Origin of the sequence: Labrys sp. 22185 (assembly GCF_052045555.1) — a bacterium.
Taxonomy (GTDB): domain Bacteria; phylum Pseudomonadota; class Alphaproteobacteria; order Rhizobiales; family Labraceae; genus Labrys; species Labrys neptuniae.
On the sequence record NZ_JBQEPH010000021.1, the window covers coordinates 1 to 13,702 of the forward strand.

General features: G+C 64.0%; 16 protein-coding genes. 8 read left to right on the forward strand and 8 right to left on the reverse strand.

Annotation, left to right across the window (positions count from 1 at the left end; all coding sequences use genetic code 11):
- Together ACTJKX_RS28265 and ACTJKX_RS28270 are read right to left on the reverse strand one after the other, a co-directional pair.
- Positions 1–518: DUF1269 domain-containing protein (locus ACTJKX_RS28265; RefSeq protein ID WP_440727283.1), on the reverse strand; the 518-nt coding region annotated here is incomplete at its 3' end.
- 153 nt (positions 519–671) lie between these two features.
- Complete coding sequence (locus ACTJKX_RS28270) at positions 672–1,100, reverse strand: VOC family protein (protein WP_440727284.1); 429 nt, start codon at positions 1,098–1,100, stop codon at positions 672–674.
- Positions 1,101–1,168: 68 nt separating this feature from the next.
- Between ACTJKX_RS28270 and ACTJKX_RS28275 the strand changes: the two genes are divergently transcribed.
- The 4 genes from ACTJKX_RS28275 (at position 1,169) to ACTJKX_RS28290 (ending at position 5,231) form a co-directional block, all read left to right on the forward strand.
- The gene (locus ACTJKX_RS28275; protein WP_311935261.1) at positions 1,169–1,765 is read left to right on the forward strand and encodes a TetR/AcrR family transcriptional regulator; all 597 of its coding nucleotides are present in this window, start codon (positions 1,169–1,171) and stop codon (positions 1,763–1,765) included.
- A gap of 11 nt (positions 1,766–1,776) precedes the next feature.
- Complete coding sequence (locus ACTJKX_RS28280) at positions 1,777–2,790, forward strand: phosphotransferase family protein (RefSeq protein WP_440727285.1); 1,014 nt, start codon at positions 1,777–1,779, stop codon at positions 2,788–2,790.
- A complete protein-coding gene (gene eno / locus ACTJKX_RS28285; protein ID WP_311935258.1) occupies positions 2,787–4,088 on the forward strand; it encodes a phosphopyruvate hydratase in 1,302 nt (433 codons plus the stop codon). Before ACTJKX_RS28280 ends, eno begins: the two co-directional genes overlap by 4 nt.
- Positions 4,089–4,730: 642 nt before the next feature.
- Entirely contained in the window at positions 4,731–5,231 is a 501-nt protein-coding gene (locus ACTJKX_RS28290; RefSeq protein WP_311935256.1) for a DUF523 domain-containing protein, read from the forward strand.
- 16 nt (positions 5,232–5,247) lie between these two features.
- On the opposite strand, the gene ACTJKX_RS28295 is transcribed toward ACTJKX_RS28290, so the two are convergent.
- On the reverse strand, positions 5,248–5,700 hold the full coding sequence (locus tag ACTJKX_RS28295; RefSeq protein ID WP_415082385.1) for a GNAT family N-acetyltransferase: 453 nt from the start codon (positions 5,698–5,700) through the stop codon (positions 5,248–5,250).
- A 31-nt stretch (positions 5,701–5,731) separates the two neighbouring features.
- Positions 5,732–6,547 (reverse strand): phytanoyl-CoA dioxygenase, encoded by an 816-nt coding sequence (locus ACTJKX_RS28300; RefSeq protein WP_311935252.1) that lies wholly within the window; start codon positions 6,545–6,547, stop codon positions 5,732–5,734.
- On the opposite strand from ACTJKX_RS28300, the gene ACTJKX_RS28305 reads away from it, so the two are divergent.
- The 4 genes from ACTJKX_RS28305 (at position 6,546) to ACTJKX_RS28320 (ending at position 8,836) form a co-directional block, all read left to right on the forward strand.
- On the forward strand, positions 6,546–6,803 hold the full coding sequence (locus ACTJKX_RS28305; RefSeq protein ID WP_394308257.1) for a hypothetical protein: 258 nt from the start codon (positions 6,546–6,548) through the stop codon (positions 6,801–6,803). The genes ACTJKX_RS28300 and ACTJKX_RS28305 overlap by 2 nt on opposite strands.
- Before the next feature lie 51 nt (positions 6,804–6,854).
- Positions 6,855–8,120, forward strand: a complete 1,266-nt coding sequence (locus ACTJKX_RS28310) for an AGE family epimerase/isomerase (protein WP_440727286.1) — start codon at positions 6,855–6,857, stop codon at positions 8,118–8,120.
- Positions 8,121–8,237: 117 nt separating this feature from the next.
- Entirely contained in the window at positions 8,238–8,519 is a 282-nt protein-coding gene (locus tag ACTJKX_RS28315; RefSeq protein ID WP_394308261.1) for a type II toxin-antitoxin system RelE/ParE family toxin, read from the forward strand.
- 20 nt (positions 8,520–8,539) lie between these two features.
- Positions 8,540–8,836, forward strand: coding sequence for a HigA family addiction module antitoxin (locus ACTJKX_RS28320; protein ID WP_394309429.1), 297 nt, complete (start codon positions 8,540–8,542; stop codon positions 8,834–8,836).
- 45 nt (positions 8,837–8,881) lie between these two features.
- Here ACTJKX_RS28320 and maiA read toward each other — a convergent pair whose 3' ends face one another.
- The 4 genes from maiA to ACTJKX_RS28340 form a co-directional block, all read right to left on the reverse strand.
- Positions 8,882–9,517, reverse strand: coding sequence for a maleylacetoacetate isomerase (gene maiA, locus ACTJKX_RS28325; protein WP_394308263.1), 636 nt, complete (start codon positions 9,515–9,517; stop codon positions 8,882–8,884).
- A gap of 95 nt (positions 9,518–9,612) precedes the next feature.
- Positions 9,613–10,920: a fumarylacetoacetase gene (gene fahA / locus ACTJKX_RS28330; RefSeq protein ID WP_440727287.1), complete on the reverse strand. Its 1,308-nt coding sequence runs from the start codon at positions 10,918–10,920 to the stop codon at positions 9,613–9,615.
- Positions 10,920–12,278, reverse strand: coding sequence for a homogentisate 1,2-dioxygenase (gene hmgA, locus ACTJKX_RS28335; RefSeq protein WP_440727288.1), 1,359 nt, complete (start codon positions 12,276–12,278; stop codon positions 10,920–10,922). The genes fahA and hmgA overlap by 1 nt, the downstream gene beginning before the upstream one ends.
- Before the next feature lie 52 nt (positions 12,279–12,330).
- On the reverse strand, positions 12,331–13,674 hold the full coding sequence (locus ACTJKX_RS28340) for an MFS transporter (RefSeq protein WP_440727289.1): 1,344 nt from the start codon (positions 13,672–13,674) through the stop codon (positions 12,331–12,333).
- Positions 13,675–13,702: the final 28 nt, after the last annotated feature.

The window sequence follows — 13,702 nt, forward strand, 5'->3', positions numbered from 1 at the left end:
GTCGGGGCAGGTGCTGCCGACAGGGCTTCCTGCAGCTTCTGCTCTTGTTCCGGCGACAGCGAGGTCTTGATCACCCGTCCCTTGAGGCCGCTGAATTCGGCCAGGACCTTCTCGGGTTGGACCTTGCGGACCAGCACGAACAGGGCGGAGGAATTGTTGGGAATGGTCTGGCCGAGCGACTTGATGAAGTCGTCGTCGATGCCGTAATCGGCGAGCGAACCGGAGAGGGCGCCGACGCCCGCACCGACGGCGCCTCCGATGGCGAAACCGGCCAGCGGGTTGAGGAAGAGCAGGCCGACAAGCCCGCCCCACAACGCACCGGAGAGCAGGCCGGAACTTGCACCGATGCCGGTCAGGTTGATGCTCTGCTTGAGATGAACCTTGCCCTCGGCATTGCGGGTGACCACCACCGCATCCTCGAGATCGACCAGATATTCCTTCTTGAGCGCGTCCAGCTTGAGCAGGACCTTGTCGGCCTCATCGATGGAATCAAAGCCGACGACAATAAGATCGGACATCAAGAACTCCTGTGTTCACCTGTCATGGCGTGTTGCGCCATGAAGGACGTTTATCCAGCAAGCCTATGGAATCCATGTGACCATTGTCGGGCACGGATCGTGCTTCCGGCACGTCGTGAAAACGTCTGCATAGATGCCCATCCTGCCTCGCCTTCACTGCGGCGCGGCATCGGGCGCATAGTTGCCGGCGAATTCCTGAGCGGGTGGAATGGGCGTGATCACGTCGATCAGCACGCCATTGGGATCGGCCGTGATGAAATGACGCTGCCCGAACGCCTCGTCGCGCAATTCCAGCAGGATCGGCAGGCCCACCTGTTTGAGCCTTGCATATTGGGCATCGACGTCGGCGACTTCGAAATTGAGCAGAAGACCGCCGACCTGCCCACCGCGCCCCTGTTCGGGAATGGTGTGGTGATCGCCGTCGAGCACGGCGAGATTGACCGTCTCGTCAGCTGCCGATTGCAGATGCACATACCAGTCCGCCTCGAACAGGATCCGGAAGCCCAGATGCTCGACATAGAAGGCCGCAGTCGCGGCCACTTGCCTGGTCATGATCACGGGATAATAGCTGGTGATCTTCATGGACTTTCCTGCGCCTCCCCTATAAACATACAGTCTGAATGTTTTTTGATAACATACAGGCTGTATGTATGCAAGAGGACGGCCGACGCTCCAACCAGGATCGCACGCTCAGAACGCGGGCGGCCTTGATCGCGGCTGCGCGGCGCCTGTTCGTCGCCAAGGGCTATGCCGATACGGGAACGCCCGAATTGGTGGCCGAGGCGGGCGTGACGCGCGGTGCGCTCTATCATCATTTCGTCGACAAGCAGGCGCTGTTCCGTGCTGTCGTCGAGGCAGAGAATGCTGCCCTGGCCGCTGAGATCGAACGGGCGGCACCGGAAGAACTCGGTGCGATGGAGGCGCTGATCGCCGGCGGCGAGGCTTTTCTGGCCGCCATGTCCGAACCCGGGCGTACCCGGCTCTTGCTGATCGAGGCCCCGGCCGTGCTGGGGCGCGAGACGGTGGATGCCATCGACGCCGCCCATGGTGGTCGCACGCTGCGAGAAGGTATCGCCGCAGCGGTCGCAAGCGGGTTGTTACGACCGGTACCCCTCGAAACGGCGGCGCTGCTCCTGTCGGCCGTCTATGACAGGGCGGCACTGTCGATGGCCGCGGGAGCGGCCGGAGAGGAATGGCGGGCGCTCATCCGGCGCGTGCTCGATGGCTTGCGCGTTCCGGCTGGATGAAGGATCAGAGGATGCATTCCAATCACCAATCCGATGATGCCTCGCTGACGATCCCTGCGGCTTTGCGCCGAATGGGGTTGCTCGGACCGGGGGAGACGGCGCGCTTTTCAGCCCTGACGGGTGGGGTTTCTTCCGACATCCATCTGGTCGAAACCGCGAGCCGGCGCTTCTGCGTCAAGCGGGCATTGGCCCGCCTGAAGGTAGCGGCCGTCTGGGAGGCGCCGACGAACCGCAACGCGGCGGAAGCAGCCTGGATCCGCCAGATAGGCCAGTGGTTGCCGGATGGCGTGCCCGCCTTGCTTGGCGAGGACGAGCAACTCGGCCTGTTCGCCATGGCCTTTCTGGCTCCCGAACTCAACCCGGTGTGGAAGGAGCATCTGCTGGAACAGCGGGTCGACAGCGCGTTCGCGGCGCGTGTCGGTGCCGATCTCGGCCTCATTCATGCAGCCAGCGCCCGGGAGGGAGAGCTTGCTCTGCGCTTTGCCAATGACACGACCTTCGGGCCGATCCGCATCGAGCCCTATCTCATGGCCACGGCCCGCGCGCATCCCGATCTGGCCGGCAGGATCGAGGCCATCGCCGCCCGCACGCTTGCCAGCAAGAAGGCGCTGATCCACGGCGACGTCAGCCCGAAGAACATCCTGTGCGGACGGAAGGGGCCTGTCTTTCTCGACGCCGAATGCGTCTGTTTTGGCGACCCGGCCTTCGATCTCGCCTTCTGCCTCAATCATCTCCTGTTGAAAGGGGCGCGGCGAGGCGTGCCACGCGCGGCCTATCGGGATGCCTTCGAAGCCCTTGCCGGCACCTATTTCGCCAGGATCGACTGGGAGGACCGCGTTGCTCTCGAGGCCAGGACGGCTGCCCTGCTGCCGGTGCTGTTCCTGGCGCGTGTGGATGGCAAGTCGCCTGTCGAATATTTGACGCAAGAGGACGAACGGGAAGCCGTGCGCCACTTTGCCAGACCGCTGATCGCCGACCCGCAGCAAGACCTGATTGCCATCGCCAATGCCTGGGCCCGCCAATGACCGATATATTCATCCGTAGACTTGATGCGCGCCGCATCTGGGATTCACGCGGCCGTCCCACCGTCGAAGCCGAAATCGAGCTCAGCGACGGCACTATCGCGCGGGGCATTGCTCCGGCTGGCGCCTCCCGGGGCAGCCGCGAGGCGCTCGAGCGCAGGGATGGCGGCGAAAGGCTGGGTGGCCTCGACGTCCAGGGAGCCCTCGCTGGCATGCGTGAGGAGATCGCGCCGCTTTTGATCGGCCGCGACCCGTTCGACCAGGCGGGGCTGGACGCGGCGCTGATCGCGCTGGACGGCACGCCGACCAAGCAAAGGCTCGGCGGCAATGCCACCGTCGCGGTCTCGCTCGCTGTGCTGCATGCGGCAGCCGCCAGTCAGGGCCAGCCGCTGTGGCAATATCTGGCGGGTGAGGGGAGCGTTACCCTTCCCCTTCCGGAAATCCAGATCTTCGGCGGCGGCGCGCATGCCGGCCGCCGCACCGATATCCAGGATTTCATGGTGATGGCGCCCAAGGCGGCGAGCTTTGCCGAGGCGCTCGAGATCACGGCCGAGGTCTATCTGGCGGCTGGAAGGATCATGGCCGAGCGCGGCCTGTTGCAGGGCGTTGCGGATGAAGGAGGCTGGTGGCCTGCATTTGCTTCCAACGAAGAGGCGCTCGACACGCTGGTGCTGGCCATCGAGCGAGCCGGCTTCACACCGGGTGACGACGCCGCGATCTCGCTCGATATCGCCGCCTCCGAATTCGGCCGCGGCGGGCGTTACCGGCTCGGCCTGGAGGGACGCGAGCTCGACCGGGACGGCATGGCGGACTATCTCCTGGGCTGGTGCGAGCGCTATCCCATCCTGTCGATCGAGGACCCTTTCGCCGAGGACGATGCCGAAGGGCTTGCCCGCTTTACTGCGGCCGTGGGCCACCGCATTCAGGTCATCGGCGATGATTTCCTGGTCACCAATGCCGGGCTGGTCGAACAGGCGGCGAGGAACGAAACCGTCAATGCGGTGCTGGTGAAGGTCAACCAGGCCGGCACGGTCAGCGAGGCCAAGGCTGCCTGCGAGGCGGGACGACGCGCCGGTTTCGGCACGATCGTATCGGCTCGCTCCGGGGAGACAGAGGATGTCGCCATCGTGCATCTCGCGATTGGCTGGCATGCCGGACAGCTCAAGGTCGGTTCCTTCGCCCGTTCCGAACGCATGGCCAAATGGAACGAGGCCCTGCGTATTGAAGAAGCCCTCGGATCCAAGGCCCGCTTTGCGGGTATCGACAGCCTGCCCTTCAAGCGTCGGCAGAGCGTTACTTGAGAGCCGCTGGCAGGGCTTTCCGGGGCCCTGCATGGGTGAGGTCGATGAGCTTGCTTGCCTGCAGGTCCGGGGGGAGGTCGGCTGGTCGGTAGACCTGGCGGGGTATCAAGCAAAGAAAAGCCGGAGGAGGAAGCGCCTGTCTTCCTCCTCCGGCGGGCATTTACTTGCATGACGTTAAGTTATTGCAATCGAAATCTGCGCTTGGATGCTAAATTTAAGCATCTCCTGGCAAATAAGGCGTCTGCGACTTCATAACTTCAGTGCAAGCTTGCGCCATCCCGTAACAAAGCTCGCTACGCTCATCAATACAAAAAATAAGCATGTCCGATGCCATCATCGGATAAATCGATTAACTGCTTGGATGGTCGAAAATTGTCTGACATGAACGCCTCAATATGTGAGAATCTTAAGACAATTCGTGCTCTTCGAGCCCGCCTGTATCCGCGAATCCCCACTGCATGCCTGTCAAGAATAGAACCAGAATGCGACTGGACTGATACCAGGACCGTACCAACGGTAACTTATCCGGCTGCAGCGCTGGGGCATTGACAGCCGGTAAGCCGGGAGCCGAAGTCGACGGTTGTCGCAGCCGGCACTTGGTCCTATCACAGCGCTGATGCTCAAGAGCGATACGGGGCGGCAATGACGGCCAAGATCCTGGTGAGCGCCTGTCTCGTGGGGCGGCCTGTTCGTTACGACGGTGCGGCGAAGACGCTCGATCACCCGGCTCTCACACGCTGGCGCGACGAAGGGCGTCTCGTCGTGGTTTGTCCCGAACTCGCCGGAGGATTCAGCGTACCCCGGGCCCCGGCCGAGATCGCCGGGGGACTGTCGGGCCACGACGTCCTGGCGGGCGCTGCGCGGGTGGTCGATATCACCGGCGCCGATGTAACCGCGCTCTTTCTCGACGGCGCCAGGAACGCCCTGGCTTTGGCGCAGACGGAGGGGTGCCGCTTCGCGCTCCTGATCGATGGCAGCCCATCCTGCGGCGGTGCCTTCATCTATGACGGGGCTTTTGCAGGGCGGAAACATGCCGGTGCCGGCGTCACGGCCGCGCTCCTGCGGGCGGAGGGCCTCGAAGTTTTCACGCCGGCGGAAATCGGTGCTCTCGAGGCCAGGTTGGAAAGCGTCGACGCAGACTGAAGGGGAACGGAGCGCATCAGCCCAGATCTTTCTCCATATAGACCCTGCGCAAGCCCTTTTCCTCGATGCGATGTGTCTCGGCATAGCCGCAGCGGCTGTAGAGCGCGATATTCTCCGTCATCGCCTCATTGGTGTAGAGCCGGATCCGGCGATAGGCCGCTTCACGGGCGAAGTCTTCGGCCGCCAGGAGCAGGCGGCGACCCAGTCCTCGCCCCTGCGCGGCGGGAGCGACCGCAACATTGTCCAGGAGCATCGCATCCGCTTGCGGGATCAGGACGAGTATGCCCTGGATATCGCCATCAAGGACGAGGACATGCAGATGCCCTGCCTCTACCAGCGCGGCGTAGTTGTCGAGCATGGGCCCGGGCTTGCGCCCGATGCGCACGACATAAGGCCTGTAGGCTGCCTCGACGATGTGCTCTATGGCCGGAAGATCGGCGGCGGTCGCGAGGCGCAGGGCTTGGACCATAATATCCTCCGGAAGGGGTGAGCGGTCATCGTCAGGTTGGGCCAGTCTCCGAGAGGGCGCGCCGGATGGCAATCTCCACGGGCGAATAGTCCCCATCGTCGCGTTGCAGCCGGAAAGGTTCCCTCGGTATCAACGGAGGCTGCGCCAGAAAGCGCGGTGTGGAGCCCCGATGCTTCTGCGCGGCGTGCACCAGGAAGGGGTGGCAAAGATAGACCGTGCCGGCCTCGCCCGTTGCCAGCGTCTGTTGGCGCCGAACACCCATCTGTTCCAGCTCCATGCGCGAACGCCCGGCTTCGCCCGCCGGAGCGAGGTAGCGCGCCATGTCGAGGTGCGAGCCGATGCGAATGCGGGTCGGCGCATCGTCCGGTCCCACGTCGGAGAACAGGAACAGCATCAGCAGGGCCCGCCCGCGTGAGGTGACGTTCACGCGCCAGGCCGAAAAGTCGGTGCGCTCATCGGGGTCGCAGTCCTCGCCAGGAAAAGAAAGGTCGACATGCCAGCCGGCGTCGCCGGGATCGTCGGGGTGGGGAAAGCGTATCGGGAAACTGCCGAGGCCGTCCCGTGGATGCCAGCGCCCTTTGCCGACGAGCTGGTCGAAGGCCGATTTGAGCACGGGTGTGTTGGCGGCCTCCCGGAACGGGCCTCCGCCATAGCCGCCGAGTCGGATCACGGGTTTTTTCCAGGTGGCGGAATCGTCGGGATCGCAGGGGATGTCCCGCCACAGGATGGAACGGGCCTGCACCGCCAGGTCGCGGGAAAAGGCGCCATCGATCCTCACGAAGCCGTCTTCGATGAATCGTTCGATCTGCGCGGCATCGAGAGCGCGCTCTTGTGGGAGTGTGGGCATGAGAAATCTCAATCATCGCGCCGTTGCGCCGCCACGGGTGAACGGCAACCGCCGTATGATTCACGGCGACAGGTCCGCCGGAGCGGACCGGCATCCAGTCTTTCCTCGGTTAGCGGACGAGGAAGAAGACGGTGGCGATGTTGAGTGTCTGCATCATCATGACCGCGGCAGCATAGGCCTGCGCAGGGCCGGGTCAACCTTGTCGGACGCTATTTCTTCTGACCAATCGGTGGCGCATGCGCCCGAGCTGTTCTAAGCAGGGAGCGGGCTCGACGCCCCAATCAGTGCCGCACCGAGGAGACTTCAGATGACGTCCGCCGCTTCCGCTCCCACCACGCCGAAATGGGTGACGTTGTCGAGCCACCGAGCCTGGCTCCTGCAGCAGGCGGATGCGCTGTTCTCCGTATTCGAACAGAACAGCCTCAATCCCCTGGGCGGCTTCTACGATCTCGACATGGCCTGCAAACCCTTCGTGCCCGGACAACCGCCCGGCAGCCTGCCGACCCGCCAGATCCACTCGACCACGCGCATGGTGCATTGCTTTGCCATCGCCCATCTGATGGGGCGCCCGGGCGCCGACGTGATGATCGATCACGGCATGGATTTCATCTGGAACGGCCATCGCGACAAGGACCAGGGCGGCTATTTCTGGGGCGTCGGCTATGAGGGGCCGACCGACGACACCAAGCAGGCCTATGGCCACGCCTTCGTGCTGCTGGCAGCTTCCAGCGCCAAGGTTGCCGGTCATCCCGACGCCGACCGGCTGCTCGCCGACATCTCCACCGTGCTGGATGAGCATTTCTGGGAGGAGGGGCCCGGTGCCACGGCCGAGGAATTCACGCGGGACTGGCAGTCCTTCGATACCTATCGTGGCCAGAACTCCAATATGCATCTGACCGAGGCCCTGATGGCTGCCTTCGAGGCAACGGGCGATAGCAGCTATCTCAACAAGGCCGAGCGCATCGCCGACCTGATCGTGCGGCGCCACGCCGCCGAGAATGGCTGGCACCTGCCCGAGCATTTCAGCCAGGATTGGCAGCTCAACAAGGATTATTCCGGCAGCCCGGTCTTCCGCCCCTACGGCACCACGCCGGGCCATTGGCTGGAATGGGCGCGCCTCTTGCTGCAGCTGTGGGAACTGGGCGGGCGCAAGCTGACCTGGCTGCCCGATGCCGCCGCCAACCTGTTCCGCCAGGCCGTCAAGGATGGCTGGGACCATGAAAAAGGCGGCTTCTACTATACGCTCGACTGGACCGGTGCGGCGCGCATTCGCGATCGCTATTGGTGGCCCTGCTGCGAGGGGATCGGCGCGGCGGCCTTTCTCAACGCCACCGACGGCGACGGTTTCTACGAAGAATGGTACCGCAATATCTGGAACTTCAGCGCCGCACGCTTCATCGACAAGGTGCATGGCGGCTGGTTCCCCCAGCTCGGCGATGACCTCAAGCCCAACACCGGCCCGTTCTACGGCAAGGTCGACATCTACCATGCGCTTCAGGCCTGCCTCATTCCGCTGCTGCCGACTACCGGCAGCATCACGCGCGGGCTGATCACCGAGGGGGTGAAGATTTGAAGGTGACGGCAATGATGGCCAGCGCAGAGAGAGGCAGGGGCGGCTGTATCGGATAGAGATACATTTCATTGTAAAATGTATCGTGGAATGATACATGTACCTTGCATAGGGTGAGACATGATCCGCTCATTCAAGGATAGGCTGACGGAAGCCGTCTTCAATGGCGGCGTTCCCAAGGGCTTTCCAACGGACATCGTCAGGATTGCCCGCCGTAAATTGGAAGCGCTTCATGCTGCTCATAGTCTCGACGACCTGCGCTCGCCACCAGGCAATCGTCTCGAGGTGTTGAGGGGAGATCGCGCCGGCCAGCATTCCATCCGGATTAATGACCAGTTCAGGGTCTGTTTCATCTGGTCGGATGGTGGCGCGGAGCGTGCCGAGATCGTGGATTATCATTGAGGAGGAGTATCGTGGTCGAAATCGTAGCGACCTTGCCGCCTATGCATCCCGGCGAAGTATTGCGGGAGGAATTCCTGATTCCTCTCGGCCTGTCCGCTGGCAGGGTTGCAACCGCAGCCGGCGTTCCTCGCACTCGAATCGAGCGAATTGCCAAGGAGGAGATGGGTATATCTGCCGATACCGCCATCCGTCTTGCCAAGGTGCTGAGCACCACGCCGGAGTTCTGGGTCAACCTGCAGAGCCGGTACGATATTCTGACGACGCGCGCGCGGCTTGGCTCCACTCTCGAAGACGTGAAATCACTGCACGCGGCATAGCAACGTCATGTCTTGCCTCGCTGCCGATCAAGGACAGCTACACTCTCACTCGCTGTCAGGCTGGTTCGCCGGATGCGCCTTGACGAAGGCGGGATGCCCTTCGGCCTCGGCCTCGACGCGGCGGATGCGAGGATAGGCGTCGAGCGGCACGCCGAAGCGGCGGGCGGCGTAGAGCTGCGGGATGAGGTAGACATCGGCCAGGCCCGGTGTTTCGCCGAAGCAATAGGGGCCGTCGCCGATCAGCGCCTCGACCGCCTTCAGCCCCGAGCCGGCCCAGGTCGTGATCCAGGCGTCGACCTCCGGCTCGGCCTGGCCGAGCGTCCGGCGCAGATAGGTCAGCGGGCCGAGATTGTGCAGAGGCTGGATATCGCAGCCGATGATCGCGGCGACCGCCCGCACCTTGGCGCGCTGCGCGGGGTCGGCAGGCAGCAGGGGCGGTACGGGATAGGCTTCTTCGAGATATTCGATGATGGCCGGGGACTGGGTCAGAGCGGTGCCGTCATCGAGCACCAGCGTGGGCACACGCTCCTGCGGATTGAGGGCCCGATAGGCCTCGGCATGCTGTTCGCCGCCATTGCGCACGAGATGTATGAAGGCCTGTTCCACTTCCAGGCCCTTGAGGGCAAGGGCGATCCGCACCCGATAGGACGAGGTGGAGCGCCAATAGGTGTAGAGTTTCATGGTCGCGTTGCCTTCCTGTCATGGCGATGCGCAGAGCGCGATACGCGCGAGATCGGCACACCAAACGTGCGCCAGCCTCCATCCTTATGACGAAACTACAGCGCCGGCCGGATCACTGCACGGCATTCCCCGAAGCCGATGGAAACAAAGCCTTCGCGGCGGCAGTGCCCCTTGAGGATAACCTCGTCGCCATCCTCGAGGAAGCGGCGCTCCTCGCCCGTTTCGAGGCGGATGGGATTCTTGCCGCCCTGGCTGGCTTCGAGAAGGCTGCCGCAGGCGTCTTGTCCTGGCCCCGAAATGGTGCCCGTACCGATGAGATCGCCCGGGCGCAGATTGCAGCCATTGGAGCTGTGATGGGCCAGCATCTGCGCTACAGTCCAATACATGTGCCTGGCGTTGGAGCGAGCCAGCAAATGGGCTGGGAAGCCCCGGCTTCGTAATTTGGCAGTCGTCAGCAGGACCGCCAGTTCGATATCGAAGGCGCCCTGGGCCTGGTCGCCGGCATCGGTGAGATAGCCAAGTGGCGCAGGATCGCCCTCGGGGCGAGGTGGCTGTGCAATGCGGAAGGGGGCGAGCGCTTCGGCTGTGATGATCCAGGGCGAGACGGTGGTGGCGAAGCTCTTGGCCAGGAAGGGCCCGAGAGGCTGATATTCCCAGGCCTGGATGTCGCGGGCCGACCAGTCGTTGAGCAGGCAGAGGCCGGCGATCTGGTCGCCTGCGGCCGATATCCCGATCGGGGTGCCGAGATCGTTACCCGGTCCCACCCACACGCCGAGCTCGAGCTCGTAATCCAGTCGCGCGCTCGGGCCGAAAGTCGGCGTCTCCGCCTCCGGCCGTTTCGACTGGCCGAGCGGGCGCTGGATCGCGATTCCCGAGGGAAGGATGGAGGAGGCGCGACCGTGATAGCCGATCGGCACATATTTGTAGTTGGGCAGGAGCGGATTGTCGGGGCGGAACAGCTTGCCCACGGCGGTGGCGTGGTGGATGCCGACATAGAAGTCGGTGTAGTCGCCGATCCGAGCCGGCAGTTGGAGAAGGCAGTCGGAGGCCTTGTAGAGCAGGGGCTCGACCCGGGGGCGCAGGGAGCTGGCTTCGGCCAGGAGGTTGGAGAGCGCCTGGCGCAGGGCGCGGCGCGGGCCGGCACCCAGCGCCAGCAGGCCGTTGAGATCGTTCCCCCGCGCCGCTTTCGCTGCTCGTTCGGCGGCACCGCTGAGGAGGCCGCCATCGAGAACGGCGCGCAGGTCGAGAATGGCATCGCCGATGGCGATGCCAGCGCGCGGTGTCGCGCCCCCCGGGCTGAAGATGCCCAACGGCAGGTTCTGGATCGGGAAATCGGCATGGCCGTTCGCCGAGGCGACCCAACTGGTCAGTTTAGGATCGTGCGTCTGGTCGAGTTCAATCATCACGGCCTGCTCGGATCGAAATGCTTGGTCATCTTGTGGCCGTAGCCGCCATAGTCCTTTTGCAAGGCGTCGGAGCCGGCCGCATAGGCGGACACGCGCTGCGGGAAGCGGCTCTCGAACATGAAGGCCAGCGTGTTTTCCAGCCGGTGCGGCTTGAGCTCGACCTGGCTGGCTTTCTCGAAAGCGTCGACATCGGGCCCGTGGGGCAGCATCATGTTGTGCAGCGAGGCGCCACCCGGCACGAAGCCGCCGCCGGTCTTGGCGTCGTACTGGCCGTAGACCAGGCCCATGAACTCGCTCATCACGTTCATATGATACCAGGGCGGGCGGAAGGTGTTCTCGGCCACCAGCCAGCGATCCGGGAAGATCACGAAATCGATATTGGCGGTACCCGGCGTTTCCGACGGCGAGGTCAGTACGGTGAAGATCGACGGGTCGGCATGATCGTAGAGCACGGGGCCGACCGGCGAATAGCGCCTGAGATCATATTTGTAGGGCGCGTAATTGCCATGCCAGGCCACGACATCGAGCGGCGACTGGTTGATCGCAGCCGACCAGAGGACGCCGCCCCATTTGACATAGAGGCGCGAGGGCACCTCCCGGTCCTCATAGGCGGCGACGGGTGTGAGGAAATCGCGTGGATTGGCCAGGCAATTGGCCCCGATCGGTCCTCGTTCGGGCAGGGTAAGGGCGCCCCCGTAATTCTCGCACAGATAACCGCGGGCCGGGCCATCCTGAAGCTCGACCCGGATCTTCACGCCGCGCGGAATGACGGCGATCTCGCCCGGCTCGATATCGATGATTCCGAACTCGGTCGCGAGGCGCAGCGAACCCTGCTGCGGCACGAAGAGAAGTTCGCCATCGGCATTGTAGAAATACTCATCCACCATCGAGCGGGTGATCAGATAGACATGCGCACCCATGCCGGCATGGGTGGCGGCGTCGCCGGCCGTGGTCAGTGTATGCACGCCGTCGAGGAAGGAAACCGGCTCGGCCGGGATCGGGAGTGGATCCCAGCGCAGCGGCGCGATCGGAACCTCGACCTCGGGAGCGGGGGCCGTGCGCCAGAGCCCGATATCGGCCTTGGCGAACGCACCCCAATGGCTCACCGTCGGCCGGATGCGGTAGAGCCAGGAGCGCTCATTGGTGGTGCGCGGCGCCGTGAAGGGCGAGCCGCTGAGCTGCTCGGCATAGAGCCCATAGGCGCAGCGCTGCGGGGAATTGCGGCCAAGGGGCAGGGCGCCCGGCAGTGCCTCGGTCTCGAAGCCGTTGCCGAAGCCCGACATGTAGCCGGCCTGGATGGCACTGACGGCTTGGCTCTTTTGATCGCCGCCTGGCGTGGGAGACTGGAGATTCATGATCGCCTCCTGCATTCGAACGTTTCAACTGTAATCGTTGCGTTTGTAACCATCAAAGCTGCGGCCTGCGCTGCAGATCCTCCTGCCCGAACGGACCGGCATTGGGTTGGCTGGAGATGTCGTCATCCGCGGTTCTACCACGGGTCTCCGGCGTCAATATGAGCACGAGCAAGGCCGGCACCACCATCAGCGCGGCGTAGATGGCGACCGACATCGGCGTGCCCGTGCGCTCGATCAGGAGGGCGCCGATCAGCGGGGCGACCGAACCACCGAGCACGGAGGCAGCCTGGTAGGAGGCGGAAAGGGCGGTGTAGCGCACGCGTGTCGGGAACATCTCGGTGACATAGGGGGCAAGGCCGCCGAGGAGGAACCCGTGGGTGCACAAGGCCAGGACGGCTCGAAGGTAGAGAGCCGATGGCGCCGCGCCCTGCACCAGGGTGAACAGGGCAAACGCGGCGATTGTGGCACCGATGAAACCCGCGATCATCACCGGCCGGCGCCCGATGCGGTCGCTGAACCAGCCCGAGCCGAGGATGACGGGCAAAGAGGCGAGCGAGGCGACGAGGACGACGTCGACGGCCTGGGCCCGGCTCAGCCCGAGCCGGGTCGTCGCCAGCAGCAGGACGAAGGTCGAGAACAGATAGAGCAGCGTGTTCTCGGCTGCCTTGACGAAAAAGACCTTGGCCATCGAGAGTTTCTGGGTAGCGAAGGCTTCGGCCAGTGGCGCATGCGCGACGTCCGTTTCGGCCTTGATCTCGAGAAAGGCGGGCGATTCATCGACCTGCCGGCGGGCCCAGAAGCCGAGGATGATCAACACGATCGACAGCAGGAAGGGAATGCGCCAGCCCCACGCCAGGAACGCCTCCTCGCCGAGCCAGAGCTGGACGAGGCCGAGAATGCCGAGGGCGAGGACATTGGCGGCCGGGCCGCTCGCCATCGGAAAGCTGGTCCAGAAACCGCGATGCCGGGCCGGCATGGATTCGGCCACGATGGTCAGCGCGCCGGTTGCCTCGCCGCCGACCGCAACGCCCTGGAAGATGCGGATGAGCAGGAGCAACAGGGGAGCGGCGACGCCGATGGTGCCATAGGTTGGCAGCAGACCGATGGCGACGGTGGCGATACCCATCATCAACAGGCTGACGATCAGCGTGTTCTTGCGGCCGAGCCGGTCACCGATCACGCCGAAGACGACGCCGCCGAAGGGGCGGGCGAGGAAGCCGGCGGCAAAGGTGCCGAGGCCGAGCAGGGTGCCCACGAAGGGATCGTCGGCTGGAAAGAACACCTTGTTGAAGACGAGCACGGTGCTCGCGGCGAAGATGAAGAAATCATACCATTCCAGTGTCGAGCCCAATGTGGCGGCAAGCATCACCTTCAGGCGGGACGCCATCGAAGCCATCTTCATCCTCCCGGTCGCGGATCGTTGG